The 14,086-nt window shown below is 72.4% G+C and carries 13 protein-coding genes; 8 read left to right on the forward strand and 5 right to left on the reverse strand.

The genetic code is table 11. From position 1 onward, the window contains the following. The first annotated feature begins 34 nt into the window (after positions 1–34). The 4 genes from ACRQ4B_RS04810 (at position 35) to ACRQ4B_RS04825 (ending at position 5,436) form a co-directional block, all read left to right on the forward strand. Complete coding sequence (locus ACRQ4B_RS04810) at positions 35–832, forward strand: phosphatase PAP2 family protein (protein WP_439693552.1); 798 nt, start codon at positions 35–37, stop codon at positions 830–832. A 155-nt stretch (positions 833–987) separates the two neighbouring features. Further along, on the forward strand, positions 988–3,273 hold the full coding sequence (locus ACRQ4B_RS04815; RefSeq protein WP_439693553.1) for a hypothetical protein: 2,286 nt from the start codon (positions 988–990) through the stop codon (positions 3,271–3,273). After that, entirely contained in the window at positions 3,270–4,211 is a 942-nt protein-coding gene (locus ACRQ4B_RS04820; RefSeq protein ID WP_439693554.1) for a DUF4436 family protein, read from the forward strand. Before ACRQ4B_RS04815 ends, ACRQ4B_RS04820 begins: the two co-directional genes overlap by 4 nt. An 85-nt stretch (positions 4,212–4,296) precedes the next feature. Next, a complete protein-coding gene (locus ACRQ4B_RS04825) occupies positions 4,297–5,436 on the forward strand; it encodes a CE1758 family FMN-dependent luciferase-like monooxygenase (protein ID WP_439693555.1) in 1,140 nt (379 codons plus the stop codon). Between the two features lie 235 nt (positions 5,437–5,671). On the opposite strand, the gene ACRQ4B_RS04830 is transcribed toward ACRQ4B_RS04825, so the two are convergent. Together ACRQ4B_RS04830 and ACRQ4B_RS04835 are read right to left on the reverse strand one after the other, a co-directional pair. Further along, positions 5,672–6,061: a DMT family transporter gene (locus tag ACRQ4B_RS04830; RefSeq protein ID WP_439693556.1), complete on the reverse strand. Its 390-nt coding sequence runs from the start codon at positions 6,059–6,061 to the stop codon at positions 5,672–5,674. A gap of 1 nt (position 6,062) precedes the next feature. Next, the gene (locus ACRQ4B_RS04835; protein WP_439693557.1) at positions 6,063–6,377 is read right to left on the reverse strand and encodes a DMT family transporter; all 315 of its coding nucleotides are present in this window, start codon (positions 6,375–6,377) and stop codon (positions 6,063–6,065) included. Between the two features lie 70 nt (positions 6,378–6,447). Between ACRQ4B_RS04835 and ACRQ4B_RS04840 the strand changes: the two genes are divergently transcribed. From ACRQ4B_RS04840 to ACRQ4B_RS04855, 4 genes are all read left to right on the forward strand, one after another. After that, positions 6,448–7,026 (forward strand): TetR/AcrR family transcriptional regulator, encoded by a 579-nt coding sequence (locus ACRQ4B_RS04840; RefSeq protein ID WP_439693558.1) that lies wholly within the window; start codon positions 6,448–6,450, stop codon positions 7,024–7,026. A gap of 438 nt (positions 7,027–7,464) precedes the next feature. After that, positions 7,465–8,484: a permease gene (locus tag ACRQ4B_RS04845; RefSeq protein ID WP_439693559.1), complete on the forward strand. Its 1,020-nt coding sequence runs from the start codon at positions 7,465–7,467 to the stop codon at positions 8,482–8,484. Further along, positions 8,471–9,250 (forward strand): TIGR03943 family putative permease subunit, encoded by a 780-nt coding sequence (locus ACRQ4B_RS04850; RefSeq protein ID WP_439693560.1) that lies wholly within the window; start codon positions 8,471–8,473, stop codon positions 9,248–9,250. Before ACRQ4B_RS04845 ends, ACRQ4B_RS04850 begins: the two co-directional genes overlap by 14 nt. Further along, positions 9,240–10,667, forward strand: a complete 1,428-nt coding sequence (locus ACRQ4B_RS04855; RefSeq protein WP_439693561.1) for a hypothetical protein — start codon at positions 9,240–9,242, stop codon at positions 10,665–10,667. Before ACRQ4B_RS04850 ends, ACRQ4B_RS04855 begins: the two co-directional genes overlap by 11 nt. A 67-nt stretch (positions 10,668–10,734) precedes the next feature. Here ACRQ4B_RS04855 and ACRQ4B_RS04860 read toward each other — a convergent pair whose 3' ends face one another. From ACRQ4B_RS04860 to ACRQ4B_RS04870, 3 genes are all read right to left on the reverse strand, one after another. Continuing rightward, positions 10,735–11,781 carry an NAD(P)-dependent alcohol dehydrogenase gene (locus ACRQ4B_RS04860; protein WP_439693562.1) on the reverse strand — a complete coding sequence of 349 codons (1,047 nt, stop codon included), beginning with the start codon at positions 11,779–11,781 and terminating at the stop codon, positions 10,735–10,737. Between the two features lie 108 nt (positions 11,782–11,889). Continuing rightward, entirely contained in the window at positions 11,890–12,921 is a 1,032-nt protein-coding gene (locus tag ACRQ4B_RS04865; RefSeq protein ID WP_439693563.1) for a glycerate kinase, read from the reverse strand. Positions 12,922–12,930: 9 nt separating this feature from the next. Beyond that, the gene (locus ACRQ4B_RS04870) at positions 12,931–14,076 is read right to left on the reverse strand and encodes an FAD-dependent oxidoreductase (RefSeq protein ID WP_439693564.1); all 1,146 of its coding nucleotides are present in this window, start codon (positions 14,074–14,076) and stop codon (positions 12,931–12,933) included. Between the last annotated feature and the right edge of the window lie 10 nt (positions 14,077–14,086).

A 14,086-nucleotide genomic window follows, 5' to 3' on the forward strand; every position in this document is an offset into this window, starting at 1 on the left:
GTGGGGCGTGTTGGCGGCTCTGGGGTTCGTGATCGTGCCTCTCGTCTACGCGGTGGCGGTGTTGACGCCGGTGGGGCAGCGGGTCGAGGACGCCGCGCTCGGCGGGGTCCGGGAGTCCGACCTGTTCGGGTCGGACACTGCACTCAACGTCATCTCGGTGCCGGTGATCCTGTTGCTCGTGGTCGTGATCGCCGCCGTCGCGTTCGCACGGCGGCGGCTCGCGGTGGGGCTCGGGGCGGGCGTCGTGGTGCTCGCGTCGGCAGCCACCTCGACGCTCGTCAAGCGTATCGCCGAGCGCCCGGAGATCGCCGAGTCGACGACGCCGAACTCGTTCCCGTCCGGGCACGCGACGATCGCCCTGGCGGCGCTGTTCGCCGTGCTCATGGTCACCCCTCGTCGCTTCCGCCCGGTCGTCACGCTCGTCGGCGTCGCCTACGCGGTCTTCGTCGCGAACCAGACCGTGGTCTACGGCTGGCACCGGGTGAGCGACATCGTCGGCGCGTGCGCGATCGCGTTGTTCTGGCTCGGACTCGTCCGGGCGTTCGGGCCGCGGGTCGACCGGGGGGAGCGCGGCGACCGTGACGGCCGACGTGGTCCTCGGCGAGTGGTGACCGGTGTGCTCCTCGTCGCGACGGGGGTGACGTTCCTGGTCGGTGTCGGAGCGCTCGTCTACGGGGTCGCGGGCGGCGGGCACGACCACGCCGCGATCCTGGTCGCCGGACGGATGGCCTCGAGCGCGAGTGTCCTGGCGGTCGTGACGATCGTGTGGATCGCGGACGGCATGCACCACGCGGCGCGGACGGACACCGAGGCGATCCCGTCCGAGCGGTGAGCACCGCAACGGTCACGATCACATCCCGGTAACGCGTCCGGACCTCGCGCCGATCGACGACTAGCGTCGTCCAGGTCGGCGGACCAGGGACCCGCCGTGGACGGGGAACCATGCGGGTGCAGCACACCGCGGCGCGAACGAGCCGAGCACGTGGCGTGATCGCCGCTGCGCTCGGCGTGCTGCTGGTCGCGGCCTCCGTGCTCGTCCCTGCGGCGTCCGCCTCGGCGATGACCCAGATCGGTGCCGTCCCGCGCGGTGTTCCCGGCAGCTCGGTGCAAGCGGTCGTGCAGAACCAGTCATCCGGCACCGGGGCGTGGATCATCGACGCGCCCCCGTCGACGACCATCACGCAGGCCCAGTCCATCCCCGGTCCCGGCTTGCTCCCGTTCACCTGCGTGCCGATCGACGGGGGCACGCAGGCGGACTGTCAGTTCAGCGGGTTGTGGGGTGCGAACAACCAGGTCGCCATCACGCTGACGATCGACCCTGCCGCGGAGGCTCCGCAACGGGTGACCGGAACGTCGACCATCCAGAACGTCGAGTCCGGGACGTACGCGGTCGACATCGCCCCGCTCGGAGCGCCCACGATCACCTCGCCGGCGGACGGTGCTGAGTCGATCGTGGCTCCGACCTCGGTGCAGGGCACGAAGGTCGCGGGCACCGGAGTGGTCGTCCGGCTCGACGGCACGCAGGTGCTCGACGTCCCGCTTGACCAGGCGACGACGTGGTCCGCGTCGCTCGCCTCGCCGCCCGACGTCGGGACGCACACCGTCCGCGTCGACGAGACCGACCAGTACGGGAACACGGCCACGGCGACGAGCACCTTCACCGTCCTCGCCCCCGCAGCCCTGTCGGTCACGCAGTCCGGTCCGACGGAGCTCCTGCCGACGCGTCCGGTCACGAGGACGATCGTGGTGGAGAACCCGGGGCCGGGAGCCTCGCGGGCGACGACGCTCGCCGTGGACACCGGCGGACTGCCGACGAGCGCCTGCACCGTGGACGACGCAGCGGTCGAGTGCGCCACGCTCGGCGGCGGGATCGCGCTCGGTGCGCTCGACCCCGGGGCGAGCGTCCGGGTGACGGTGACCGGTGCCGCACCCTCCGGGACCGCCCCGGGCACGACCTACGCGGTGACGGCGACCGCGACGTCGAGCACCGACCCGGACAGCCCGGTGTCCACGACCTCCACGCTCGAGGTCGTCCCGCTCGGAGCCCTCGCCTTCCGCACACCCGTCGCGGGGTCGTCGACGACCGATCGGCGTCCGGGCATCTCCGGGGTCGGAGCGGTGTCGGGCGCGACGGTCACGGTGACGACCGACGACGGCGCGGTCGGGGTGTGCGTCGCCACGGCCGACGCCCGAGGACGCTGGGCCTGCGAGCCGGGAGCGTTCCGCAGCGGGTCCGTCGTCCTCGCGGCGACGCAGGCGTTCGGCGGGCTCCGGTCGGAGCCGACGACCGTCGCCTTCCGCATCACGAAGCCGGCACCCCCGCTGGCGCCGCTGCCCCCGACGCAGCCGACCGGGCCGGGAGGCGCTGCTGGCGTCCCCGGCACCGGCTCCGGCTCCGCAGGTGGTCCCGTCGGTTCCGCGGGCGGTACCGGTGGCAGCACTGGCGCCGGAGCGGGATCGCCCGGCGGCGGCTCCTCCGGTGGTGCAGCCGGAGGGAGCGGCGCGTCCCCGTCGACGGGTGGATCGGGTGGATCGGGTGGAGCCGGGACGAACCCGACCCCAGGTAACGGCACCGGCAACGGCTCCGGGACGGACGGGGCCGGCGACGACCAGACGAACGACGGCGCGATGCCGATGGAGTTCCGCTTCGGCACCCAGCGCATCATGCCCGGCACGGCAGCGGACATGCGCGGCACCCTCGGCCCGAACGCGTCCGGGGCGACGGTCGCGGTCACGTTCCAGGCCCGGATGTCGACCGGCATGGTCTACCGGAACGTCGACGTCCAGGTCGACGACCAACCGCTGGGCTGCTCCGTCGCCACCACCTCGTTCTCGTGCATGATCCCGCTCGACCCCGGGCAGCAGGCCGACGTCGACGTCCGCGTGTACGCCGACCCGGTCAACGCTCCGGACACCGCGGTGCAGCAGATCTCCCTCGCGTCGAACCGGGCCTCCCAGGCGAACGCGGTCACCGTCACCACCGCGGTCGCGAAGGGCGAGACCGAGGCGTCCCAGCTGGCCGCCCAGATCACCACGTTCAACGCCACCGAGTTCCCTGGCGCGATGGTGCCGCTCCTCGCGATGCTGCTGTTCGCGCTCGCCGCGACCGTGGCGGGCCGACGCGCGGCCGGCGGCCCCGCCGCTCCGGCGACCGCCTCGCCGTCCGGGACCGGCCCACCGGAGGCGAGCCGCGCCTCCAGTCCGGACCGCGCCGACCGCGCGGACGACCCGAACCAGCCCACCTCCGATCCACCGTCCGGGAGCAACCGATGACGCAGACGACCGACGCCCCCACCGGCGCCCCCGAAGCCAAGCGCACCCGCAGGAACCCGGCGCCGCTGATCCTGCTCGTGGCGGTGGTGCTCCTCGCCGTGTACTACGTGGTGATCGGGCTCTCCGGCGCGTTGAAGACCACGACCGAGGTCCCGGTCAGCGGGTCGAACAGCGCCTCCGGCAACTACATGACCCTCCGGATGAGCGTGCAGGACGTCGACCTGTCGAACCGGGTCATGCAGGCGAACGTCCTGCCGATCCCGCACGGCTCGTTCACGGGCGAGAAGGCCGGCGAGATCTCGAAGCCGCTCCGCATCGAGGTGTCGAGCGGCGGCGTGACCACGAGCGTCGTGACGTTCCCGGGGCAGTCGGTGGTGGACGCGACCTCGCTGACGCTGACCCTCGACCGCGGCGACACCTCGTACCCGTTCGACCAGCCGTTCGCGAACTTCCAGCTGAGCGTCCAGAACGACGACTCCGGCGAGGCCGTGCCGTTCCGTGTCGACATGTCGAACTCGGCCCGGCCCTGGGTGATGAACGCCGTGCGGAGTGCGAGCGAGCAGCAGAGCGACCGCACGCTCGTGCCGATGCAGATCGACGGGCACCGCGACACCCTGAGCGTCGTGATCGTGTCGTTCTACATCCTCGCGATCCTGTTCACGACGCTGATGGCCGTGGTGACGATCGGCAGCGCGATCCTCCGGCGGAAGCTCGAGTTCGCGAACGTCATCTGGTTGAGCGCGACGCTGCTGTCGTTCCCGGCGCTCCGCTCGGCGATGCCGGGGGCGCCGCCGATCGGCACGACGCTCGACTTCGTGTTCCTGTTCCCGTGTCTGGCCCTCGTGGCGATCATGTTCGTGTGGACGGGCGCGTACATGCTCTGGCGGGAGTCGAAGGTGCTGCGCAACCGGGTGCTGGAGGACGACGCAGCGGCCTAGCCCCTGTCGGGAATGCGCTCGCCTGCGGTACGTTGTACCGAGCAAGTCGATGCAAACGCATCGAAAACGCGAAAGGCGGCGCATCATGCAGTTCGGCATCTTCACGGTCAGTGACGTCACGACCGACCCGACGACCGGGACCACCCCCGACGACACCCAGCGGGTCCGCGACATCCTGACGATCGCCGAGCACGCCGACCAGGCCGGCCTCGACGTCTTCGCCACCGGTGAGCACCACAACCCGCCCTTCGTGGCATCGTCGCCGACCACGATGCTCGGCTACCTCGCCGGACGCACGAAGCACATCACGCTCTCGACGTCGACGACCCTGATCACGACGAACGACCCGGTGCGCATCGCCGAGGAGTACGCCATGCTCCAGGTCATCTCCGACGGCCGCATGGACCTCATGATGGGCCGTGGCAACACCGGCCCGGTCTACCCGTGGTTCGGGCAGGACATCCGGCAGGGCGTCAACCTGGCGATCGAGAACTACGCGCTGGTCCGCCAGCTCTGGGAGAACGAGGTCGTCAACTGGCAGGGCAAGTTCCGCACGCCGCTGCAGGGCTTCACCTCCACCCCGCGTCCGCTCGACGGGGTCCCGCCGTTCGTGTGGCACGGCTCCATCAGGACGCCCGAGATCGCCGAGCAGGCCGCCTACTACGGCGACGGCTTCTTCCACAACAACATCTTCTGGCCGATCGAGCACACCGCGCAGATGGTCGGACTGTACCGCCAGCGGTTCGAGCACTACGGGCACGGCCGCGCGGACCAGGCGATCGTCGGCCTCGGCGGGCAGTTCTTCGCGCGGAAGAACTCGCAGGACGCCGTCGACGAGTTCCGCCCGTACTTCGACAACGCGCCGGTGTACGGTCACGGCCCCTCCATGGAGGACTTCACGCGGCAGACCCCGCTCACGGTGGGATCGCCGCAGCAGGTCATCGACCGGTACGCCGCCATGAAGGACAGCGTCGGGCACTACCAGCGGCAGCTGTTCCTCGTCGACCACGCGGGGCTGCCGCTCAAGACGGTCCTCGAGCAGATCGACATCCTCGCCGGTGAGATCGTCCCGGAGCTCCGGAAGATCAACGACGAGGGGCGTCCGGCGGATGTGCCGTCCGACCCGCCGTCGCACGCGGCGCGGGCTGCTGCTGCGCTCGCGGCCGGTGCTGCCGGGGCAGCGCACGTCGCCGCCGAGGACGAGTGGACGGGCGCGTCGGTCTGACGCACGTGCGCACGGGCGCACCGCGCACTCGCGCACGTGCGCACGTGCGCACGTCGTGCGGCGCGTGCCCACTTCGTGAGCAGAAGTGGTCGGGTCGCGGTCCGTGACCCGACCATTCCTGCTCACGATGCGGGGTGGTCGCGACCACCCCGGACGGGAGGCGCGGTGCCAGCTGGCACCGCGCCTCCCGTCCGTCTCGGTGCGCGTCACGTTCGCCGCGGCGCCGAGCCTCGGGTCAGCGGACGGAATGCGCGTCCACGTCGCGCGAACCTGTCCGCGGGGCCGAGTCTCGGGATGCCGACACGGGGCGAGCGGGTACCAGCTTGAGGCCGACGACGCAGCCGACGATCCCGGCGATGAACAGCAGGCGCAGGACGGTGACCGATTCGGTGCCCGTCGCCATGCCCCACAGCACGGTCAGCGCGGCACCGGTGCCGGTCCAGACCGCGTACGCCGTGCTGATCGGGATGTGCTTCAGGACGTACCCGAACGCGACGAGGCTCACCACGATGGTGACCGCGAACACGATCGTCGGGCGGAGCACGGTGAACCCGTCGCTCTCGCCGAGGGCCGTCGCCCAGACGGTCTCGAGGGCGGCGCTGACGAACAGGACGATCCACGCCACCTCAGCTCACCACCTTCAGGCCGACGACGCAGGCGACGAGCCCGAGCACGAGGGCGATCCGTGCGAACGAGGCGGCCTCCTGCTTCCGGAGGATCGCCACGATCACGGTCAGTGACGCGCCGATGCCGACCCACACCGCGTACGCGGTGCCGACCGGGATCTCCTTCATCGCGAACGCCAGACCGACCATGCTCAGCGCCATGCCGGCGACGAACACGATGGTCGGGACGACCTTCTTGAAGCCGTTCGACGCGCTCAGTGCGGTGGCCCAGACGGCCTCGAGCACGCCGGACAGCACCAGGATGACCCATGCCACGGTGGACTCCCTCCGATAGTCGTACGAGTGTGCGACTATGACAGTAGCACAGTTGTGCGAGTATGGGTGCATGGCCCGGAGCATCGACGTCGAGGAACGGCGCCGCACCGTGTCCGAGGGCGCCTGCCGCGTGCTCGCCCGTGACGGCCTCGGGGCCCTGAGCGTGCGGAACGTCGCCGCCGAGGCAGGACTCCCGCCGAGCACCGTGCGCTACGTCTTCCCCACGCAGTCGAGCATGCGCGAGCACACCATCACGCTCGTGTTCGACCGCACCCGGGAGCGGATCGAGGCCATCTCCGCCGACCTGCCCGCCCGTGAGCGCGCGCACCGGATCCTGCTCGAGCTGCTGCCCCTCGACGAGGAGCGGGTCATCGAGCTCGACGTGTACCTGGCGCTCGGGAACGCCGCCCTCACCGACGCCGAACTCCGGCCGGCGCTCGACCGGGTCGTCGCCGAGATGCGGGAGTGGAGCGAGGAGATCCTCGGACTCGTCGGGGTCCCCGCTGCGGACCGGGAGTACGAGGCCTGCCGGTTGCACGCGCTGCTCGACGGGCTCGCGATGCACGTCGCGCGGCTCGCGCCCGGGGAGTCCGGCGACTGGGCGATCGACGTGCTCGACCGACACCTCGACGGGCTCGCAGCGGGCTGACCCGGGCGCTGGGTGCGTGCCGGGCGTGCCGGACGCGGGTGCGTGCCGGGCGTGCCGCGGGGTCGCACGGTGCGCGGGGTCGCACGGTGCGCGGGGTCGCACGGTGCGCGGGTTCGACCACGGTGCGAGGGTTCGCCTGCATGGTGCGAGGTCCCGACCACGGTGCGAGGCTCGCAGGGCCGCACCGTAGCCGGAACCTCGCACGCTGCGCATGCCTCGCACGGCGCGCGCGCCGCCCCGCGCCGCGCCTGCCCGCGCCGTGGCTCGACCACGGTGCGAGGGTTCGCCTGCATGGTGCGAGGTCCCGACCACGGTGCGAGGCTCGCAGGGCCGCACCGTAACCGGAACCTCGCACACTGCGCGCGCCTCGCACGCTGCGCACGCCACCCCGCGCCGCGCCACACCCGCGCAGCAACGCTCGTCGCCTATCCTTGCCCGGTGACGACGACCACCCGGCCGCCGCAGCAGCAGCGCTCCCGAGCCCTCACCGGCCCGGGCCTCGTGCTGCTCGCCGTCGTCGTCCTCCTCGGGATCCGGCTGCTCTCCCCGGCCGTCGGCTCCGCGGGGCTGCCGAACGTCGTGCAGGACTTCCTCACGCTGGCGATCAGCGTCGTCGTGGAGTCCCTGCCGTTCGTGGTGCTCGGCATCGTCCTGTCCATCGTCGTCGAGGTCTGGGTGCCGGTCGGGGCACTCGAGAAGGTCCTGCCGCAGCGACCGATCCCGCGCCGGGCGGTGATCTCCCTGATCGGCATGCTCTTCCCGGTGTGCGAGTGCGGGAACGTGCCGCTCGCCCGCGGCCTCATGATGCGCGGCTTCACCCCCGCCGAAGCGGTCACCTTCCTGGTCGCCGCCCCGATCCTCAACCCGCTCGTCATCATCAGCACCGCGCAGGCCTTCGGCTGGTCGGGCTGGATCCTGCCGGTGCGCATCGTCGGCGGGTTCGTGGTCGCCAACCTCGTCGGCTGGATCGTCGCCGCCCACCGCCGCCCGGCCGACCTGCTCCTCCCCGCCTTCGAGGCCCGGTGCCGCGCGGCGATCGGCGCCCCGCGCTCGCGGAACCGCTGGCGGGACAGTGCCGCGCAGTTCGGCGGCGAGACGGCCACGATGATGCCGGCACTGTTCGTCGGCGCCGGCCTCGCCGCCGCGATCCAGGTCGCCGTGCCCCGGTCCACCCTCGTGGCGATCGGTGCGAACCCGGTGCTGTCGGTCGCGGCGATGATGCTCCTGGCGATGACGGTGTCGCTGTGCTCGAACGTGGACGCGTTCTTCGCGCTGTCGTTCGCGTCGACGTTCCTGCCGGGGTCGATCACCGCGTTCCTCATCATCGGACCGATCATCGACGTGAAGATGATCGCCCTGCTCCGGACGACGTTCCGCGCGCGCTTCCTGGTGCTGCTCGCCGTCGTCTGCGTCCTGTTCGCCGCGACCGTCGGGTTGGTGATGAATGTCCTCGTCTGAGTCGCGCCTGCCCGCGTACCTCGGCCTCGGGTCGGTGCTCGCGGTGGCGCTCTGCACGCTGTGGCTCGCCCTCGCCGGACACCTCGACCTGTACATCAACCCGCGGTACTCGGTGTTCACGATCGTCCTCGCGGCCGTCGCGGTGCCCGCGTCGGTGGCCGGCCTGGTGGTCGTGGCGCGCGGACACGGCCACGACCACGACGACGACCACGAGGAACGGCCGGGAGGCGCCACCCGCGTCACACGGATCGTCCTCGGCGGGGTGGCGGCGCTCGTCACGATCGGGGTCACCGCCGCCATGCTGGTCCTGCCCCCGACGACGCTGTCCGCCCGCACCGCCCAGCAGCGGAGCGTGGACTCGGCGACGCTGTCGAACGCCACCGGCTCCGAGGCCGCCGTGTCCCTGCTCGGCTCCGGCTCGGTCGACACGTCGCAGTACGGCGTGAAGGACTGGGCGGCGCTCATCCGGCAGACCACGGACACCTCGTCGCTCGTCGGCAAGCGGGTGCGGCTCTCCGGGTTCGTGGTGCCCGGCGCCGACGGCTCGTTCACGCTGACCCGGTTCGTGATCAGCTGCTGCGCGGTGGACGCCCAACCGGTCGGGCTCGGTGTCGTCACCGACGGGGCCGTTCCCGACGAGGACCAGTGGGTCACCGTGACCGGAGCGCTCGCCGCCAACCCCGACCAGTCGGCCGACGCCCGGATCGTCATCAGGGCGGCGACGGTCAAGAAGATCGCGCAGCCCGAGGACCCGTATGAGTACTGAGACGGGACCGGGTCCTGACGAGCTGACGCGCCGCCGCCGCCCCCGGAACCGCTTCCGCCGCCGACTCGTCGCCACCGTCCTGGTGCTCGTCGTCGTCGGCGCGGCCGCGGCCGTCGTGGGATCGCAGCAGGGACCTCGGCTCCGCGACGTCAGCTACGACGCGACCGGACTGGTCTCCCGGCCGGCGCAGCGGGTGATCCTGACCGCGAACCAGGCCCTGCAGCGGGTGTCCGCCGCCGACGTCCGGGTGAGCCCGGCCGCCGCGCACACCGTGACCTCGAGCGGGAACACGATCGCCGTCGAGTTCGCCGGGCCCCTGGCGTACGACCGGGACTACACCGTCACCGTGTCGGGCGTCCGGGCTCCCGGGCAGCGGGCGACCTCCGAGTTGCGGACGTCGATCCGGACGGGCAGCACCGACGTCCTCGCGCTCGTCCCGGGTTCGGGCGGCGCGAAGGACCGCATCGTCCGCCGGTCCCTCGACGCCGGTGGAGCGACGACCGTCTACGAGGCCACCGGCATCTCCGAGTACACGCCGCTCGGCCGGTCGCTCGTGGTCGTGAGCGGCACGGACGCCGGGTCTTCCGTGGACATCGTCCCCCTGGCCGGCGGGGTGCAGGACGAGGACGCCCCCGTCGAACACCTCACCCTGCCCACGGCCGAGGGCCGGGTGACCGCGCTGCACGCGGCGGACGACGGCGCGTCGTTCGGGTTCGAGTACGCCGACACCACGACCGGGCAGTCCCGGAACGTCGGCCTGTACGTCGTCGACATGACCGGCACGCACCTGCCGACCGCGATCGCCGGGGACGGCAAGCCGATGACGGGGGCGGTCCCGATGACGGTGGGACAGTGGGCGTACGTGCCCCGCACCGAGAGCGCTCTCGTCCGGACCGGCAGCGACGACCTCGTGCTCGTCGACATGAGCGGCCGGACCGACCCCGTTCGGCTCGGCAGCGCCACCTACCTGCACGGCTTCGTCGGCACCGGCACCACCGCCGTGGTCGAGACCGGCACCGGCATCGTCCGGCTCGACCTGACGGACGGCAAGCGCACCGCGCTGCAGGCCCCCGCAGGCAGCACCGACGCCCCGTACCTCGGGCGGATCGCCCAGCTGACGGACGACAGCTACCTGCGGGTGGTGGGGGACGTGCGGCCGGACGGGACCCTCGCCCAGCGGATCGTGCGTGTGGACGGGAGCCGTGCCTCCAGGCTGGCGGTGACCCTCCCCGACGACGCGAGCGTCACCGCGGTCTGTCCATCCCCCAACGGCCAGTTCGTCGCCGTCGCGACGAAGTCGGCGACGAGCGAGCTGGTGAGCATCGTCGACGCGACGTCGGGTGCGTTGGAGGCGAGCGTCGACGCCGGGTCCGTGGATTGGTGCGGCGCGCTGCCCTCCGGCGACGAGGTCGGCTGACGGTCCACCGCAGACGGGAGGCCCGTTGCCGACCGGCAACGGGCCTCCCGTCTTCGTGTGGCGTGGACTACGCCAGCGTGGCCGCGTCGATCACGAAGCGGTACCGGACGTCCGACGACAGGACGCGCTCGTAGGCCTCGTTGATCTGGTCGGCGCTGATGAGCTCGGTCTCCGGCAGGATCCCGTGCTCGGCGCAGAAGTCCAGCATCTCCTGGGTCTCCCGGATGCCGCCGATCGCGGAACCGGCCCAGCTGCGGCGCGAACCGATCAGGGCGAAGGCCGGGACCTCGAGCGGCTCCGACGGGGCGCCGACGTTCACGATCGTGCCGTCGACCGCGAGCAGGCCGATGTACGCGCCCATCGGGATCTTCGCGGACACCGTGTTGATGATGAGGTCGAAGGAGTTCGCGAGCTTCTCGAACGTCTCCGGGTCCTTCGTCGCGTAGTGCGCCGAAGCACCGAAGCGGAGCGAGTCGGCCTCCTTCGACGTGGTCTGCGACAGGACGGTGACGTCGGCGCCGAGCGCGGAGGCGATCTTGACGCCCATGTGGCCGAGGCCGCCCATGCCGACGATCGCGACCTTCTTGCCGGGGCCGGCGTTCCAGTGGTGCAGCGGCGAGTACAGCGTGATGCCGGCGCAGAGCAGCGGCGCGACCTTCTCGATGTCGAGCGACTCGGGGACGCGGAGGACGAAGTCCTCGTTCACCACGACGGCCTGCGAGTAGCCGCCCTGGGTGATGCTGCCGTCGGCCGGGTCGACGCCCGCGTAGGTCTGGATGTTGCCCTTGAGGCAGTACTGCTCCTCGCCCTTGACGCAGTTCTCGCACTCGCCGCAGGAGTTCACCATGCAGCCGACGCCGACGCGGTCGCCGACCTGGTGCTCGGTGACGTCGCTGCCGACGGCGGAGACGTGGCCGACGATCTCGTGGCCGACGACCTGCGGGTACTGGATCTCGCCCCACTCGCCGCGGACGGTGTGGATGTCCGAGTGGCAGATGCCGGCGTAGGCGATGTCGATCTCGACGTCGTTCGGGCCGAGGTCGCGACGGGTGATGGTGGTCTTGACGAGCGGCTCGGTGGCAGACGGTGCCGCGTACGCGTTGACGGTGCGCATGTTCTCCTCGTGGGGGTGCGTTCGGGCCGGGTCCGGCCCGTCACCAGTCTGCTGGAGCGCTCCGAGGCGTGGGGGGTTCCGTTGGGGTCCCCCTGGTCAGGAATGCGCTCAGGCCATCCGGGCGAGGCGCTGGCCGGCGATCCGGGTGAAGCGCAGCGGGTCGCGGAGTGCGTCGTCCGGGTCACCGGTCGTCTGTGTCGCGATGACCGTGAGCGAGGCCCCGGCCGCGAAGTCCGTCAGCGGCGCGTCGATCGCCCCCGCGACGAGCATCGCGCGGGCCTCGGGCGCGTGCGACCCCACCAGCGTCCGCACCACGGTCGGGACCTTGCCGGCGGCGGACTGCCCGTCGAAGCGTCCCTCGCCGGTGATCACCACGTCGGCGCCGGCCAGCAGCGTCGGCAGCCCGAGGACGTCTGCGACGCCGTGCGCTCCGCGTGCGAGCGTCGCACCCCACGCCAGCAGCCCGAAGCCGACACCGCCGGCAGCACCCGCTCCGGGTGTCGCCGGGTCGATCCCCGGGAAGGACCCCGCCCACGCAGCGAGCCGTGCGTCGAACCACGCGATGCGGTCGGGCGAGATCCCCTTCTGCGGCCCGAACACCGCGGCGGCACCGTCCGCGCCGAGCAGCGGTGACGTCACGTCGGTGAGCACCGTCACGCCGCCGGGCGGGAGCGGGCGCAGTCCGGGGCCGTCCCAGCCCAACGCTTCGAGCACCGGCCGTCCGCCGTCCGTCGACGCACTCCCGCCGATCCCGAGCACGAGCCCGGTCGCGCCGGCGTCGAGCGCGGCGGCGATCGCCTCGCCGAACCCGCGGGAGGTGGCGGTCTCCGGCTGCAGCGCGGGCATCAGCGGCAGCCCGCTCGTCGCCGCGAGCTCGACCACGGCACGGCCGTCGGGCAGCCGCAGCCAGGACGCGTCGACTGGGTCGCCGGCGGGCCCGGTCACGGTGACCGGCACCCGCACGGCAGCGGGGAACGCGGTCGCGAACGCCTCCAGGGTCCCTTCGCCGCCGTCGGCCATCGGCGCGAGGGTCACGGCGTCGTCCGGCCGTTCGGCCTGCCAGCCGGCCGCGAGGGCCGATGCGATCGCGGCCGCCGTGGCGGTCCCCTTGAACGAGTCCGGAGCGATCACGACGTGCACGGGCACACGCTACCGGTCGCCGTCACGGAGCCCGGGCAGGGCGAAGCGCGGATGGGGTGCCCCACCGGTCGCGAGGTCGGCGAGCAGCTCGCCGAGCACCGGTGCGAACTTGAAGCCGTGTCCGGAGAACCCGGTGGCGACGGTGATCGGGCCCCGCCGGTCGATGACGAAGTCCTCGTCGGGGGAGTTGTCGTACAGGCAGCTGATGAACGTCGGCCGCGACGCGTCCACCCCGGGGACGAAGCGCTCGACGTACGCCTGCAGACGGGCGGCCTCGGCGGGCACGGGGGTGTGGTCGCGCTGGTCCGGGTCGACGACGGGGCCGGTGCCGTGGAACCCGACCTTCACGCCCTCGCCCGGGGTGAGCAGCCCGTACACGTCGTCGCCGTCGGCCCAGTGCACGAAGCTCGGCCACGCCTGGTCCGGCAGGCGGCTGGGGAAGTGGGCGGGTTGCTCCTGGGTGACGCGGATGGCCGGGAGGCGCGCCCCGCGTGCGGCGAGCAGGTCGCCGACCAGCGTGGGGGCCCAGGAGCCCACGGCGGCCACCACGGATTCGGTGCGGACGGTCTCGTGCTCGCCGTCGTGCGCTCCGCCGCCGCTGGACAGCGCGACGGTCACGGCGTCGCCGTGGTCCGCGATCCCGGTGACCCGGGTGTCGAACCGGAGTTCCGCCAGGCCGGTGCGCTCGGCGAGGGTGAGGAAGACCTCGATCGCCTCGGCGGAGCGGATCCGTCCGGCGGAGGCATGGGCGAGGACGTGCCCCTCGAAGGCGATGCCGGGCCAGCGGGCCGCCGCGGCCTCCGGGGTCAGGGTCTCGTGCGGGATGCCCGCGTCCGACAGCGCGGCGGCGATGGCGTCGACGACCTCGGGGCGGCCGTGGTCGACGGCGCCGGTGCGTTCGACCAGGGCCGTGCCCGCCGCTGCCTCGAGCGCTTCCCACGACGCGAGCGCGCGGGTCGTCAGCGCGACGTACTCCGCGTCGGCGTAGCCCTGCCGGAAGATCCTCGTCGCACCGTGCGAGGACCCGTGGTGGTGGCCGCGCTCGTGCTGCTCGACGAGCAGGACGCGCTCGCCACGGGCGGTGAGGGCGTACGCGGTCGCGGCGCCGACGACGCCACCGCCGATGACGACGTGCGTGGAGGGTTCGGTGCTCACCCGGTCATGC

The organism is Curtobacterium sp. SP.BCo (assembly GCF_051903265.1).
GTDB lineage: Bacteria > Actinomycetota > Actinomycetes > Actinomycetales > Microbacteriaceae > Curtobacterium.

Excerpts from the sequence above, each read along its gene's own strand:
- ACRQ4B_RS04820 (WP_439693554.1), top strand. The coding sequence starts at position 3,270 with ATGACGCAGACGACCGACGCCCCCACCGGCGCCCCCGAAGCCAAGCGC.
- ACRQ4B_RS04825 (WP_439693555.1), top strand. The coding sequence starts at position 4,297 with ATGCAGTTCGGCATCTTCACGGTCAGTGACGTCACGACCGACCCGACG.
- ACRQ4B_RS04840 (WP_439693558.1), top strand. The coding sequence starts at position 6,448 with ATGGCCCGGAGCATCGACGTCGAGGAACGGCGCCGCACCGTGTCCGAG.
- ACRQ4B_RS04850 (WP_439693560.1), top strand. The coding sequence starts at position 8,471 with ATGTCCTCGTCTGAGTCGCGCCTGCCCGCGTACCTCGGCCTCGGGTCG.
- ACRQ4B_RS04855 (WP_439693561.1), top strand. The coding sequence starts at position 9,240 with ATGAGTACTGAGACGGGACCGGGTCCTGACGAGCTGACGCGCCGCCGC.
- ACRQ4B_RS04860 (WP_439693562.1), bottom strand. The coding sequence starts at position 11,781 with ATGCGCACCGTCAACGCGTACGCGGCACCGTCTGCCACCGAGCCGCTC.